This is a genomic window from Pseudomonas sp. S49 (genome assembly GCF_009866785.1).
GTDB lineage: Bacteria > Pseudomonadota > Gammaproteobacteria > Pseudomonadales > Pseudomonadaceae > Aquipseudomonas.
In genome coordinates this window covers 1,036,187-1,051,608 of sequence record NZ_CP019432.1, presented here as the reverse complement: position 1 = coordinate 1,051,608, position 15,422 = coordinate 1,036,187, and the positions used below count along the sequence as shown (strand labels likewise).

Genomic DNA, 15,422 nt, shown 5'->3' with positions numbered 1-15,422 from the left:
GCCGACGTGCGATACCGCGTTGAACTCAGGTTTTGAAACGCCCGAAAATCGGCTCCCTCTCCCTCGGGAGACGGCTGGGGTGAGGGGCGAATCCACCACAAATCCAAAGCCGACCGCGCCCCGCTCTTCACCACTCAACAGGATGAGCGTTAGCTCGGCTGCAGCTCTTGATCTGTAAGGCGACGTCGGAAGGCTGAGTGGAGGGATTGATCCGGGCGTGGGAGCGCAGCGACCGTTTGGCGAAGCCAAACACAGCGGGAGTAGGTGCAGCGAAGCAAACCGGAGACGCTGCGCCCGGATCGATCCCGGAGCGAAGGAACCCCGAGCCCCAGCGAGCGGGCCGCACGTAGGAGCAAGCGTTTTTTGCTTACTTTTTTTGGCGTTTGAAAAAAAGTGAGTCGCCGTAAGGGCGAAACCCTAAGCCGCCGTTACCGCAGCAACGGATATACACACAAGTGCTAGATATGCCGAGATAGACGCTTCAACAGGAAAAACGATATTTCCGCCAACACCCCCGCCCCAGCTACTCTTCCACGATTACCACCGCCGATTCCCCGGGGACCCCATGCCAAGATCCACCCTAAAACCGCTCTTGATCTCCCTCGCACTAACAGCCATAACCCCGATCGCCAACGCCGCCACAACACTCGTTTATTGCTCCGAAGCCAGCCCGGCAGGCTTCGACCCCAGCCAATACACCAGCGGCACCGACTTCGACGCCTCCGCCGAAACCGTCTTCAACCGCCTCACCCAATTCCAGCGCGGCGGCACCGACATCGAACCCGGCCTGGCAACAAAATGGGACATATCCAACGATGGCCTGCAATACACCTTCCACCTGCGCCAAAACGTAAAATTCCACACCACCGACTACTTCAAACCCACCCGCGACTTCAACGCCGACGACGTGCTCTTCACCTTCCAGCGCCTGCTCGACCCAGACAACGCCTTCCGCAAGGCCTACCCCGCCGAGTCCCCCTACTTCACCGACATGGGCCTCAACACCACAATCAAATCGGTAGAAAAACTCGACGAGCAAACCGTGCGCTTCAACCTCAACAACGTCGACGCCGCCTTCGTGCAAAACCTCGCCATGAGCTTCGCCTCGGTGCAATCCGCCGAATACGCCAACCAACTGTTGAAGGAAGGCAAAGCCGCTGACCTCAACCAGAAACCCATCGGCACCGGCCCATTCGTCTTCAAGCGCTACCAGAAGGATTCACAAATCCGCTATGCCGCCAACACGGCCTACTGGAAACCCGAAGACGTCAAAATCGATAACCTGATTTTTTCGATCACCCCGGACGCCGCCGTGCGCCTGCAAAAACTCAAGGCCGGCGAATGCCAGGTCAGCGGCTACCCGCGCCCGGCCGACATCGAAGTGATGGAAAAAGACCCGAACCTGCGCGTGCTCAAACAGGCCGGTTTCAACCTCGGTTTCCTCGCCTACAACACCACCCACGCGCCACTCGACCAGCTCAAAGTGCGGCAGGCGCTGGACATGGCCATCGACAAACCGGCAATCATCAAAGCCGTTTACCAAAGCGCCGGCCAGTTGGCGCAAAACGCCTTGCCGCCGGCGCAATGGTCGTATGACCCGACCATCAAGGACGCTCCCTACGACCCGGCAAAAGCACGGGTGCTACTGAAAGAAGCAGGGGTTGCGCCAGGTACAACCATCAACCTCTGGGCGATGACAGTGCAACGCGCCTCGAACCCGAATGCGCGGATGTCGGCACAGATGATCCAGCAGGATTGGGAGAAAATCGGCATCAAGGCCAACATCGTCAGCTACGAATGGGGCGAGTACATCAAACGTGCGAAAAATGGCGAACACGACGCCATGATCTATGGCTGGACAGGTGACAACGGTGACCCGGACAACTGGCTTGGCGTGCTCTACAGCTGCGCGGCGGTGAAAGGCAGCAACTACGCCAAATGGTGCGATCCGGCTTACGACAAACTGGTGCAACAGGCCAAGTTGTCCACGGACAAGGAGCAGCGGGTAAAACTGTATCAACAGGCACAACTGATCCTTAAACAGCAAGTGCCGATCACGCCGATTGCAAACTCCACGGTGTTCCAGCCGTTGCGCATGGAAGTCACCGACTTCCGTATTAGCCCGTTCGGTCTAACCCCCTTCTATGGCGTGGGTATAAATAAGTAACACCGAGCCCCAAGGCGGCGCGCACAACGTGACCAGCGCACCGTTTTGGGGCTTCATTTGCACCGTAAAAACCACCCGCAAACGGTCAAATGCGTCAGAAGTTATACAGATGCGACATTAAGGTACGTTCGTGCCACGGTTTAACGCTCACTCACACTCTGGATCTTGCATTGGGTATGGCCCCTGCATAAGTATCCGCAGGCACGACTCACGAGGTCGTACCTCACAACTAAAAAATGACAACAAATCATGAGGCCAACATGCTTAAACACGCGGTCATTCCGTTTTTAGTCGGCGCAGGCTTGTTAGCCTCCGCACCTTTCGCATCCGCTGCGACTAACCTGGTGTTCTGCTCCGAAGGCAGCCCGGCCGGTTTCGACCCAGGCCAGTACACCACCGGAACCGACTTCGACGCCTCAGCCGAAACCATGTTCAACCGTCTGACCCAGTTCGAGCGCGGCGGCACCGCCGTGATTCCTGGTCTGGCGACCAAGTGGGACATTTCCGATGATGGCCTGACTTACACCTTCCACCTGCGTGAAGGCGTCAAGTTCCACACCACCCCGTATTTCAAGCCGACTCGTGAGTTCAACGCCGACGACGTGCTGTTCACCTTCAATCGCATGATTAACAAGGATGACCCGTTCCGTAAGGCGTACCCGACCGAATTCCCGTACTTCACCGACATGGGGATGGACACCAACATCACCAAGATCGATAAAGTCGACGACCACACCGTCAAGTTCACTCTGAAAGAAGTCGACGCTGCGTTCATCCAGAACATGGCCATGAGCTTCGCCTCGGTGCAGTCCGCCGAGTACGCAGCGCAGCTGCTGAAAGAAGGCAAAGCCGCCGACATCAACCAGAAGCCGATCGGCACTGGCCCGTTCGTGTTCAAGAGCTACCAGAAAGATTCCAACATCCGTTACACCGGCAACAAGGATTACTGGAAGCCTGATGACGTGAAGATCGACAACCTGATCTTCGCCATCACCACCGACCCGTCGGTACGTATTCAGAAGCTGAAAAAGAACGAGTGCCAGGTCACCCTGTTCCCGCGTCCGGCCGACCTGAAAGCGCTGAAAGAAGACAAGTCGCTGAAGATGCCTGATCAGGCGGGCTTCAACCTCGGCTACATCGCCTACAACGTGATGGACAAGGTCAAGGGCAGCAACGAAGCCAACCCGCTGGCTGACCTGCGCGTCCGTCAGGCGCTGGACATGGCGGTGAACAAGCCGCAGATCATCGACTCGGTTTATCAGGGCGCAGGCCAACTGGCCGTCAACGCCATGCCGCCGACCCAGTGGTCTTACGACACCACCATCAAGGATGCCAAGTACGATCCTGAGAAAGCCAAACAGCTGCTCAAGGAAGCGGGCGTCAAGGAAGGTACCGAAATCGTTCTGTGGGCGATGCCGGTGCAGCGTCCGTACAACCCGAACGCCAAACTGATGGCTGAAATGCTCCAGTCCGACTGGGCCAAGATCGGCTTGAAAGTGAAGATCACCAGCTACGAGTGGGGCGAGTACATCAAGCGTTCCAAAGGTGGCGAGAACCAGGCCATGATCATTGGCTGGAGCGGTGACAATGGTGATCCGGACAACTGGCTGAACGTGCTGTTCGGTTGCGACTCGCTCAGCGGCAACAACTTCTCCAAGTGGTGCGACAAGAAGTTCGACGGCCTCGTCAAAGAAGCCAAGCGTACAACCGACCAAGGTAAACGCACCGAACTGTACAAAGAGGCACAACACGTCCTCAAAGATGCAGTCCCGATGACACCTATCGCTCACTCGACGGTGTATCAACCCATGCGCGCCAACGTGCAGGATTTCAAGATCAGCCCATTTGGCTTGAACTCCTTCTACGGCGTCAGCGTCAGCAAATAAGGCACTGCAGCGGCGACGTTTTTAACGTCGCCGCTGTTTTATCTGCCGGGAATTCAGGAAATTGCCTACAGCCAATTCCACTGTGGATTACCGCAGCGGTATAGGACGTGTCGCCTTTTCCTACGAGCTTTAAGGCATTTACGCATTTACTGCCAGGACCGCGGCCCCTACCGTCGGGTACTGACCAGTTTCTGCGTGGGCCACCGGTTTGCCGTACGTACTGGATTGAGCTCGATGTAGCCAAACGTCTCCGGATGAGACGACGGCGCATTGAACAACACTAAAAAGAGAGGGAGCGTCATGCGCCATACCTTGGTTTTTTCCGCATTGCTGGGCGCCGGCCTGTTGGCCGCCTCGTCCGCCAGTTTCGCCGCCAGCAAAAGCCTGGTGTTCTGCTCTGAAGGCAGCCCGGCCGGTTTCGATACCGCGCAGTACACAACAGCGACCGATAACGACGCCGCCGAACCGATCTACAACCGTCTCGTCGAGTTCGAAAAAGGCGCGACCAATGTCGTCCCCGGTCTGGCAACCCAGTGGGATATTTCCGAGGATGGTCTCAAGTACACCTTTCACCTGCGTGAAGGTGTGAAATTTCATACAACGCCGTACTTCAAGCCGAGCCGCGATTTCAACGCCGATGACGTGTTGTTCACGTTTAATCGCATGCTGGATGCGCAGCAGCCCTTCCGTAAGGCTTATCCAACCGAATTCCCGTACTTCAACGGGATGAGCCTGAACAAGAACATCGCCAAGGTCGAGAAGACCGGGCCGCTGACCGTGGCGTTCACGCTCAACAGCGTCGACGCCGCGTTCATCCAGAACATCGCCATGAGCTTCGCCTCCATCCTGTCCGCCGAATACGCCGACAAACTGCTGGCCGACGGCAAGCCGAGCGATATCAACCAGAAACCGATCGGCACCGGGCCGTTCGTGTTCAAGAGTTATCAGAAAGACTCGAACATCCGTTACACCGGTAATAAACAATACTGGGATCCGAGCCGGGTCCAACTCGACAACCTGATCTTCGCCATAAACACCGACGCCTCGGTGCGCGTACAGAAGCTCAAGGCCGGCGAATGCCAGATCACCCTGCATCCGCGCCCTGCCGATGTTGAAGCGTTGAAGGCCGACCCGAAACTGCAACTGATTTCCAAGCCGGGTTTCAACCTCGGCTACATCGCCTATAACGTCCGTCACAAGCCTTTCGACCAGCTCGAAGTGCGGCAGGCGCTGGACATGGCGGTGAATAAACAAGGGATTCTCAACGCTGTTTATCAAGGCGCTGGCCAACTGGCCGTGAACGCCATGCCGCCAACCCAGTGGTCTTACGACGACACTATCAAAGACGCCGCCTACAACCCGGAAAAAGCCAAAGAGCTGCTCAAGGCTGCCGGCGTCAAGGAAGGCACCGAAATCACCCTGTGGGCGATGCCGGTGCAGCGTCCGTACAACCCCAACGCCAAGCTGATGGCCGAAATGCTCCAGGCCGACTGGGCCAAGATCGGTCTTAAAGTGAAGATCGTCAGTTACGAATGGGGCGAGTACATCAAGCGCACCAAGAACGGCGAACACGACATCAGCCTGATCGGCTGGACCGGTGACAACGGTGACCCGGACAACTGGCTCGGCACGCTGTACAGCTGCGATGCCATTGGCGGCAACAACTATTCCATGTGGTGCGATCCGGCTTACGACAAGCTGATCAAAGAGGCCAAGGTCGTCACCGACCGCGACCAGCGCACCGTGCTCTACAAACAGGCCCAGCAATTGCTTAAACAGCAAGTGCCGATCACGCCTGTCGCCCACTCGACGGTCAACCAGCCGTTAAGCGCGAGGATCGAAGGGTTCAAAGTCAGCCCGTTCGGTCGCAACGTGTTCTCGGGTGTCGGTATCGATTAAACCAGACGATTAGCCGCAACGCTGAGGGGCGCTGTCTAGCCCCTCACGCAAGCGCTTTGCCGAAATTCGCCAATCCGGCTTTTTGCAAACGTTTGCGATGTGTGAATGAGTTCTAAACCAATAACCGGCACACCAAAAAAAGCCGGCATAAAAAGAAAGTAAAGGAGCTTCACCCATGAAACTGAGCAGCACCGCGATACTGGCCCTGGCCATCAGCAGCATCACCGCCACGGCGTACGCAGAACCTGCAAGTCAGGAGTTCGTCCCTACCACATTGGCCGGCAGTAGCGCCCAAAGCGAGGCCAAAGGCTTTATCGATGGACAAAGCCTGGGCGGCACAACCCGTAACTGGTACGCCAATGAACTGAAGCGTCGTGATGACCGTTTCAGCTACGTGAAAAACAGCGACAAGAACACTTCGCCAGTGGTCAAGACACCGACCCCGCGTCGTATCAACTGGGTGCAAGGCACCATCGTCAACTACACCTCGGGCTTCACCCAAGGCACCGTTGGCGTCAGCACCGAAGTCGCCGCTTACAACGCCATCGTTCTGGACCGTGACCGCAAGGACATCGCCGGCGGTTCCAACCGTACCCTGGCGCACTCCGACGGCGACGCTGTCGACCAGTGGAGCAAACTGGGTCTGGCCAACGTCAAGCTGCGGGTTTCCAACACCACGCTGACCGCCGGTCGCCAGAACTTCAGCACCCCGATCGTTGACGTCATCGGCAACCGTCCGCTGCCTTCGAGCTTTGAGGGTATTACCCTGCACAGCGAAGAGTTCAACAACCTGTCGTTCGACCTCGGTGGCTTCGACCGTGTTTCGCCGCGTACCGAGCAGAGCCTGTCGAAATTCCGCACCGAGTACTCGGCCACTGGCGTTGAGACCGACAAGGTCTACATCGCTGGCGTCAACTATCAGCCGTTCAAGAGTCTGAAAACCAGCCTGTACGGCTCCAACGTCGAAGACTTCTGGAACCAGTACTACTTCGGTGCCACCCACGAACTGGGTGACAGCCAGGTGCTGAGCCTGACCACCGGTCTGAACTACTACAAGACCGTCGACGAAGGCAAAAAGCTCATGGGCGAGATCGACAACGATACTTACTCGCTGTCGCTGGGTCTGGCTCACCAGGCTCACAGCCTGACCTTCTCGTACCAGGAAGTGAATGGCGACACCTACTTCGACTACCTGCACGAAACCAACGGCATCTACCTGGCCAACTCCCTGCTGTCGGACTTCAACGGCCCGAACGAGAAGTCCTTCCAGATCGCCTACGGCATCAACATGGCCGAATATGGCGTGCCAGGCCTGAAGTTCAACATCTACCAGGCACGCGGCTGGGGCATTGACGGTACTCACTACCGTGGCACCGCCTACACCGACCCGGGCGCCAAGCGCGGCGACCTGAGCCTGATGGACGGCGAAACTCACTACGAATACGGCATCGGTGCTTCCTACGCCGTGCAGAGCGGCCCGCTCAAGGCCACTGCGATTCGCGCGACGTACACCACGCACCGCGCCAGTGAAAACCAGGCTGACGGCAACATCAACGAGTTCCGTCTCGTGACCACGATTCCATTCAACATCCTGTAAAAACGCCAGTCGACGGCTGACTCATGATGAGTCGGCCGTTCGGCTTTTTGTCTTCAACCGATTGCAGAGGGTTATCGATGAAAATGCTTCCCCTACGTGCAGCCATCGCGGCTGCGTTGCTGAGTGTCGCTGTCGGCGTCTCGGCCAAACCCTTGGTGGTCTGCACCGAAGCCAGTCCGGAAGGCTTCGATATGGTCCAGTACACAACTGCAGTCACGGCGGACGCTGTGGCCGAAACCATCTTCAACCGTCTGGTGGACTTCAAGCCCGGCACCACGGAAATCGTTCCGGCCCTGGCAGACACCTGGGACATCAGTGAAGACGGTCTGACCTACACGTTCCACCTGCGTAAAGGCGTCAAGTTTCACACCACCGAATACTTCAAGCCGACCCGCGACATGAACGCCGACGACGTGGTCTGGAGCTTCCAGCGTCAGCTGGACCCGAATCACCCGTGGCACAAATTGTCGAGCGTGGGCTTCCCGTACTTTGAAAGCATGGGCTTCAAAGAACTGCTCAAAAGCGTCGAAAAAGTCGACGACCAAACGGTCAAGTTCACTCTGACCCGCCGCGAAGCGCCGTTCCTGGCCGATGTCGCGATGCCGTTCACTGCCATCTACTCCGCCGAGTACGCCGATCAGTTGCTCAAGGCCAACAAGACCGGCGACCTCAACAACAAACCGGTCGGCACCGGCCCGTTCATCTTCCAGCGTTATGCCAAGGATGCGCAGGTGCGCTTCAAGGCCAACCCGGAGTACTTCCGTGGCAAGCCACCGGCCGATGCGTTGATCCTGGCGATTGCCACCGACAACAACGTGCGCCTGCAGAAGCTCAAGGCCAACGAGTGCCAGATCGCGCTGTATCCGAAACCGGATGACATCCCGAGCATCAAGAAAGACGAGAAGCTCAAGGTCGATGAACTGAATGCGATGACCGTTTCGTACATCGCCATGAACACCCAGCACAAATACATGAGCGACGTGCGTGTGCGTAAAGCGATCGATATCGCCTTCGACAAAGCGGCTTACGTCAACGCGCTGTTCGGCCCGGGCAATGCGACCGTCGCGGTCAACCCGTACCCGGACACGCTGCTGGGCTACAACCACGACCTGAAGAACCCGCCACGTGACCTCGACAAGGCCCGCGCCCTGCTCAAGGAAGCCGGGGTTCCGGAGGGCACCGTGTTTACCCTGTTTACCCGCAACGGTGGCGGCCCGACCAACCCCAACCCGATGCTCGGCGCACAGATGATGCAGGCTGACCTGGCGAAAGTCGGGATCAAGATCGACATCCGCGTGATGGAATGGGGCGAAATGCTCAAACGCGCCAAGGCTGGCGAACACGATATGGTCTCGGCCGGATGGGCGGGCGACAACGGCGACCCGGATAACTTCCTGACGCCTATGCTCAGTTGCGAGGCGGCAAAAAACGGCGAGAACTACGCGCGCTGGTGCAACGAGAAATTCCAGACGCTGCTGGATGAAGCACGGGCTAAAGTAGATCCGGCCGAACGCGCCGCGCTCTACGAACAGGCGCAAGTATTGTTTAATCAGGATCAGCCATGGATCAGCATGGCCCACACCAGGATGTTTACCGCAATGCGCAACAACGTAGAGGGCTATCACATCAGCCCTCTCACCACTAATAACTTCGCCACCACCCAGGTGAAGTAGATAAGAAACTCCCGGTGTCCCTGACCCCAGGGACACCGGGCACGCCTAACCGGCTGATGAGGTACCACACACGATGTTTAGTTTTATTGCCCGCCGACTGGGGTTGTTGATCCCCACGTTTTTCGGCATCACCTTGCTGACTTTCGCGTTGATTCGCATGATTCCGGGCGACCCCGTGGAAGTGATGATGGGCGAACGTCGGGTCGACCCCGAAATGCACGCTCAGGCAATGGAACGCCTAGGTCTGAACAAACCGTTGTATGCCCAGTATCTGGACTACATCGGCAAACTGGCTCAAGGCGATCTCGGCGAATCCCTGCGTACGCGTGAGAGCGTATGGACCGAGTTCACCTCCCTCTTCCCGGCGACCCTGGAACTGTCCATGGCCGCCCTGCTGTTCGCCGGCATTCTCGGGCTTCTGGCCGGGGTGATTGCGGCACTCAAGCGAGGATCGCTGTTCGACCACGGGGTGATGGGCATCTCCCTCGCGGGCTATTCGATGCCGATCTTCTGGTGGGGCCTGATCCTGATCATGTTCTTCTCGGTGAGCCTGGGCTGGACCCCGGTTTCCGGACGGATCGACCTGCTCTACGACATCGAGCCACGCACCGGTTTCATGCTGATCGACACGCTGCTGGCCGATGACGTCGGGGCGTTCTTCGATGCCCTGCATCACCTGATTCTGCCGGCCATCGTCCTCGGCACCATTCCGCTGGCAGTGATCGCGCGGATGACCCGTTCGTCGATGCTCGAAGTGCTGCGCGAAGACTACATCCGCACCGCCAAGGCCAAAGGCCTGTCGCCGTCGCGCGTGGTGTTCGTCCACGGTCTGCGCAATGCGCTGATTCCGGTACTGACCGTGGTCGGCCTGCAAGTCGGCACCCTGCTGGCCGGTGCAGTTCTGACCGAAACCATATTCTCCTGGCCCGGCATCGGTAAATGGCTGATCGAAGCCATCGGCGCCCGGGACTACCCGGTTGTGCAAAACGGCATCCTGTTAATCGCCTGCCTGGTGATTCTGGTCAACTTCGTGGTGGACATCCTCTACGGCTTTGCCAACCCACGCATCCGTCATCAGCGCTGAGGTCCATACCATGAGCACTCCAACATCCTCAGTAGCCACGTCCGCCCCAAGCGCGGATCAAAGCCTGCTGTACCCGTCACCGTACAAAGAATTCTGGCAAGCCTTCTCCAAAAACAAAGGCGCGGTTGCCGGCCTGCTGTTCATGCTGCTGATCATCTTCTGCGCGATTTTCGCGCCGTGGGTCGCACCGCATAACCCTAGCGAGCAATACCGCGACTTCCTGCTGACGCCGCCGGCGTGGCTCGAAGGCGGGCAGATGCAGTTCCTGCTCGGCACCGATGAACTGGGGCGTGACCTGCTGTCGCGTCTGATCCAGGGCTCGCGCCTGTCGCTGCTGATCGGTTTGTCGTCGGTGGTGATGTCGCTGATTCCGGGGATTCTGCTCGGTCTGTTCGCCGGTTTCTTCCCGAAGATGATCGGCCCGACCATCATGCGTCTGATGGACATCATGCTGGCCCTGCCATCGCTGCTGCTGGCTGTGGCGATCGTCGCCATCCTCGGCCCTGGCCTGATCAACACCGTGATCGCCATTGCTGTGGTGTCCTTGCCGTCCTACGTGCGTCTGACCCGAGCCGCCGTGATGGGCGAACTGAACCGCGACTACGTGACCGCCGCGCGCCTGGCCGGTGCCGGTCTGCCACGTCTGATGTTCATCACCGTGCTGCCGAACTGCATGGCGCCGCTGATCGTTCAAGCGACCTTGAGCTTCTCTTCGGCGATTCTCGATGCCGCCGCACTGGGCTTCCTCGGCCTTGGCGTACAACCGCCAACTCCTGAGTGGGGCACCATGCTGGCCTCGGCCCGCGACTACATCGAACGCGCCTGGTGGGTAGTCAGTCTGCCTGGTTTGACCATTTTGCTCAGCGTGCTGGCAATCAACTTGATGGGCGACGGCCTGCGCGATGCGCTGGACCCGAAACTCAAGAACGCCGCCTGAGGAGATTCCCATGTCACTGCTAGAAATCAAGAATCTCAACGTTCGCTTCGGCGACAAGACCGCGACCCCGGTGGTCGATGGCCTCGACCTGAAAGTCGACAAAGGCGAAGTACTGGCCATCGTTGGCGAGTCGGGTTCGGGTAAATCCGTGACCATGATGGCGCTGATGGGCCTGATCGAGCACCCCGGCATCGTCACCGCCGACTCGCTCAGCTTTGACGGCAAAGACATGCTCAAACTGAGCAACCGTCAGCGTCGGCAGATCGTCGGCAAAGACCTGTCGATGGTGTTTCAGGATCCGATGACCGCGCTGAACCCGAGCTACACCGTCGGTTTCCAGATCGAAGAAGTGCTGCGTCTGCACCTGAAAATGTCCGGCAAGCAAGCGCGCAAACGTGCGATCGAGCTGCTGGAAAAAGTTGAAATTCCGGGCGCCGCCAGCCGTATGGACGCCTACCCGCATCAACTGTCCGGCGGTATGAGCCAACGCGTTGCGATCGCCATGGCAATTGCCGGCGAACCGAAACTGCTGATCGCCGACGAACCGACCACGGCTCTGGACGTGACGATTCAGGCGCAGATCATGGATCTGCTGCTGGCGTTGCAGAAAGAACAGAACATGGGCCTGGTGCTGATCACTCACGACCTCGCCGTCGTGGCAGAAACCGCCCAGCGCGTCTGCGTGATGTACGCCGGGCAAGCCGTTGAAGTCGGGCAGGTGCCGCAACTGTTCGACATCCCGGCGCACCCGTACAGCGAAGCGCTGCTCAAGGCGATTCCCGAGCACAGCCTCGGCGCCTCACGCCTGTCGACCCTGCCGGGTATCGTTCCGGGCCGCTACGACCGTCCGCAGGGTTGCCTGCTGTCGCCGCGCTGCCCATACGTGCAGGACAGCTGCCGCGCGCAGCGTCCAGGCCTTGATCCGAAAAGCCACAGCCTCGCCCGCTGCTTCTTCCCGCTGAACCAGGAGGTGGCGTAATGGCCGTCGTACTTACCGCCCGCGACCTGACCCGTCACTACGAAGTCTCCCGTGGCCTGTTCAAGGGCCATGCGACCGTGCGCGCACTGAACGGCGTGTCGTTCGAACTGGAAGCCGGCAAGACTCTCGCTGTTGTCGGCGAATCGGGCTGCGGCAAATCCACCCTCGCCCGTGCGTTGACACTGATTGAAGATCCGTCCTCCGGCTCGCTGAAAATCGCCGGCCAGGAAGTCGCCGGCGCCGACAAGGCCCAGCGCAAGCAACTGCGCAAAGACGTGCAGATGGTCTTCCAAAGCCCATACGCCTCGTTGAACCCACGGCAGAAAGTCGGTGACCAGCTCGGCGAGCCGCTGCTGATCAACACCAATCTCTCCGCCGCCGAGCGTCGCGAGAAAGTCCAGGCGATGATGAAGCAGGTCGGCTTGCGCCCTGAGCACTATCAGCGCTATCCGCACATGTTCTCCGGCGGTCAGCGTCAGCGTATCGCCCTGGCCCGGGCGATGATGCTGCAACCGAAAGTGCTGGTGGCGGATGAACCGACCTCGGCACTGGACGTGTCGATTCAGGCGCAGGTGCTCAACCTGTTCATGGATCTGCAGCAGGAGTTCAACACCGCGTACGTGTTCATCTCGCACAACTTGGCGGTGGTGCAACACGTGGCCGATGACGTGATGGTGATGTACCTCGGTCGCCCGGTGGAACTGGGTCCGAAGAACGACATTTACGAGCGTCCGTTGCACCCCTACACCCAGGCGCTGCTGTCGGCGACCCCGACCATTCACCCGGACCCGAACAAGCCGAAAATCAAGATCGTCGGCGAACTGCCTAACCCGCTGAACCCGCCGCCGGGCTGTGCTTTCCACAAGCGCTGCCCGTATGCGACCGAGCGTTGCAGCAGCGAAGAGCCGGCCTTGCGTCAGCTCGACAGCCGGCAGGTGGCCTGCCACTACGCCGAGCAGTTCCTTGATGGCGCGGCCTAAAAACCGCCCTGAAACAATGTGGGAGCGAGCCTGCTCGCGAAAGCGGTGAATCAGTCACCATTAATGTTGACTGAGATGACGCCTTCGCGAGCAGGCTCGCTCCCACAGGGGATGTGAGTTATTCCTGAGTTAACCAAACCCCTTCCACCCCGATTGCGCATCAGTCGAGGCAGTAGGGGTTTTCTTTTGCCTGCAATTTACGTCTGGCTGTCGCCCTCATCGTCGGTATCCGGCTCATCGGTAGTCGAGTCGTCATCATCGGCGCTGCCACCCTGCCCCTGATCGCCCGGCTCGGACTCGGACTTGGCAAGCATCAAACCGCTATGCCCGACCTGCCCGTTGAACGCCTGAGAATCGTGATCCTCGCACTCGGCCCAGGCCGTCGCGGTGCCGAGGGACAGCATGACCATCACTTTCAACAGCAATAAAACCCGTAGCAACCTGCTTTTCATAGCCGACTCCATCCATTTTCAGGTGAGACATTTGTGCCTGACTGGCGCTGTGTGAAATCTAGTTCCGATCCATCGGGTTCACCAGATAGGACGCTAACGAGCACGCAGAAATGCCCTCGACAGACAGATTGCTTTCGAATAACGCCAATCGCCGGATCAGCTAAGCGACCGGGCGCAGGCGCGTGGCCTGCCAAGTCAGCGGGATGGAAATCAACACCATCAGCGCACTCGCCAGCCACACACTGTGGCCACCGAATTGACCGTACAACTGGCCACTGAGTACCGGTGACAACAGCGCACTCGCGCTCCAGCTCATAAAGAACAGGCCGAAGTACTGACCGCTTTTGCCGCCCTGGGCAAAGTGCATGGCCAGCACATTCAGCGGCGGCATGAAAAAGGCCTCGCCCAAGGTCCAGATCAGCGTCGACACGCAGACGTAAAACAGCCCGGAACCGAACGGCAACATGCCGAGCCCGCAGGCCAGCAACACACTGCCGAGCAGCATTTGTCGACGCATGCCCCAGCGCTCGCCCCAATGCGACAGCGGAATCTGCAGGGCGATCACCAACAACGCATTGAGGCCGAACTGCCAACCGATGGCCTCAGTGCTCAGGTGGTAGTAATCACGCAGATAATTGCCCAGCGTGCTGTAGACCGTGTCGAACGCGATGCCAAGCACGGCCGTCGCCGCCAGCAACCAGAGGAACGGTTTGTCGCGATGCGGCACCCCGGAACCTGCGTCGTCCGTGGACTTTTCGTCATTGATCAGCACCGGTCGACGCCACGTAGTGCGGACAAACCACATCAAGGCCAGCAACGTCATTGCCGCGCTGCCGAAAAATACCCAGCGAAAATCAGCCTGCGCCAAAACCCCGCCCGCCACACCGGCGGCGGCCATCCCAAGGTTGCGCGCAACCCGACTCAACGCCTGCGCACGCGAGCGCTGCGCCACCTCGCAATATTCCATGATCAGCCGCTGATGCAGCGTGCGAATAGCCCCGTCGATGCCCCCGCTGAGCAACAGCAATGCCGCCAGCAACGACACCTGCGTCACCAGCCCCAGCAGAATCAGCACCCACACCGAAACAAAGAACAACGCCGCCGTCAGCCGTGCCGTGCGCACATGATCACTGAGCCAGCCACCGAGCATCGACCCGACCAGCAACCCCGCGCCGTACGCCGACAACAACCAGCCAACCGTCTCGATCGCCAGGCCCAGCTCCTGACGCAGATACAGCGCCATGAACAGCTTGACCATGCTGCTCAGGCGATTGATGAACAACAGCGCCGCGAGCACCCAGGCCATCACGCTGAAATAGCCGTTCAGTCGTAGCAAGTGAGTCAGGCGACTCGTCATTCCATTGACCTCTCAAAGCGACGTGCGGGGAGCTGGAACACTAACGGTCAGCAGGCAGGTTGTCGCGTTCAAGAACATCGAAACCACAAAAAGCCGAGTCGTCCTACAGCCATTGCGCGGACGAAACCAGAAACCGACTTGAGATCAAAAGCCCCTCACCCTAGCCCTCTCCCGGAGGGAGAGGGGACTGACCGAGGTGTTTGGGAGAGCTACGCCGACGTGAAATACCGAGCCGAACTCAGATTCTGAAACAGATCAAAAGCCCCTCACCCTAGCCCTCTCCCGGAGGGAGAGGGGACTGACCGAGGTGTTTGGGAGAGCTACGCCGACGTGAAATACCGAGCCGAACTCAGATTCTGAAACAGATCAAAAGCCCCTCACCCTAACCCTCTCCCAGAGGTAGAGGGGACT

At 58.8% G+C, this 15,422-nt stretch carries 11 protein-coding genes; 9 read left to right on the top strand and 2 right to left on the bottom strand.

What is annotated here, in order from left to right; genetic code table 11:
• Positions 1 to 565 precede the first annotated feature (565 nt).
• From PspS49_RS04435 to PspS49_RS04395, 9 genes are all read left to right on the top strand, one after another.
• The gene (locus PspS49_RS04435; RefSeq protein ID WP_160038283.1) at positions 566 to 2,167 is read left to right on the top strand and encodes an ABC transporter substrate-binding protein; all 1,602 of its coding nucleotides are present in this window, start codon (positions 566 to 568) and stop codon (positions 2,165 to 2,167) included.
• A 260-nt stretch (positions 2,168 to 2,427) separates the two neighbouring features.
• Complete coding sequence (locus PspS49_RS04430; protein ID WP_127925815.1) at positions 2,428 to 4,053, top strand: ABC transporter substrate-binding protein; 1,626 nt, start codon at positions 2,428 to 2,430, stop codon at positions 4,051 to 4,053.
• 300 nt (positions 4,054 to 4,353) lie between these two features.
• The gene (locus PspS49_RS04425; RefSeq protein WP_160038281.1) at positions 4,354 to 5,952 is read left to right on the top strand and encodes an ABC transporter substrate-binding protein; all 1,599 of its coding nucleotides are present in this window, start codon (positions 4,354 to 4,356) and stop codon (positions 5,950 to 5,952) included.
• Between the two features lie 175 nt (positions 5,953 to 6,127).
• Positions 6,128 to 7,549, top strand: coding sequence for an OprD family porin (locus PspS49_RS04420; RefSeq protein ID WP_127925813.1), 1,422 nt, complete (start codon positions 6,128 to 6,130; stop codon positions 7,547 to 7,549).
• A 77-nt stretch (positions 7,550 to 7,626) separates the two neighbouring features.
• Positions 7,627 to 9,222, top strand: coding sequence for an ABC transporter substrate-binding protein (locus PspS49_RS04415; RefSeq protein WP_160038279.1), 1,596 nt, complete (start codon positions 7,627 to 7,629; stop codon positions 9,220 to 9,222).
• 73 nt (positions 9,223 to 9,295) lie between these two features.
• On the top strand, positions 9,296 to 10,306 hold the full coding sequence (locus PspS49_RS04410; RefSeq protein WP_007917620.1) for an ABC transporter permease subunit: 1,011 nt from the start codon (positions 9,296 to 9,298) through the stop codon (positions 10,304 to 10,306).
• Between the two features lie 10 nt (positions 10,307 to 10,316).
• The gene (locus PspS49_RS04405; protein WP_027610812.1) at positions 10,317 to 11,243 is read left to right on the top strand and encodes an ABC transporter permease subunit; all 927 of its coding nucleotides are present in this window, start codon (positions 10,317 to 10,319) and stop codon (positions 11,241 to 11,243) included.
• A 10-nt stretch (positions 11,244 to 11,253) separates the two neighbouring features.
• A complete protein-coding gene (locus PspS49_RS04400; protein WP_095125386.1) occupies positions 11,254 to 12,222 on the top strand; it encodes an ABC transporter ATP-binding protein in 969 nt (322 codons plus the stop codon).
• A complete protein-coding gene (locus PspS49_RS04395) occupies positions 12,222 to 13,202 on the top strand; it encodes a peptide ABC transporter ATP-binding protein (RefSeq protein ID WP_127925811.1) in 981 nt (326 codons plus the stop codon). The genes PspS49_RS04400 and PspS49_RS04395 overlap by 1 nt, the downstream gene beginning before the upstream one ends.
• A 197-nt stretch (positions 13,203 to 13,399) precedes the next feature.
• On the opposite strand, the gene PspS49_RS04390 is transcribed toward PspS49_RS04395, so the two are convergent.
• Positions 13,400 to 13,654 (bottom strand): hypothetical protein, encoded by a 255-nt coding sequence (locus PspS49_RS04390; protein WP_150705927.1) that lies wholly within the window; start codon positions 13,652 to 13,654, stop codon positions 13,400 to 13,402.
• A gap of 160 nt (positions 13,655 to 13,814) precedes the next feature.
• Positions 13,815 to 15,011 carry an MFS transporter gene (locus PspS49_RS04385; protein WP_160038277.1) on the bottom strand — a complete coding sequence of 399 codons (1,197 nt, stop codon included), beginning with the start codon at positions 15,009 to 15,011 and terminating at the stop codon, positions 13,815 to 13,817.
• Positions 15,012 to 15,422 lie beyond the last annotated feature (411 nt).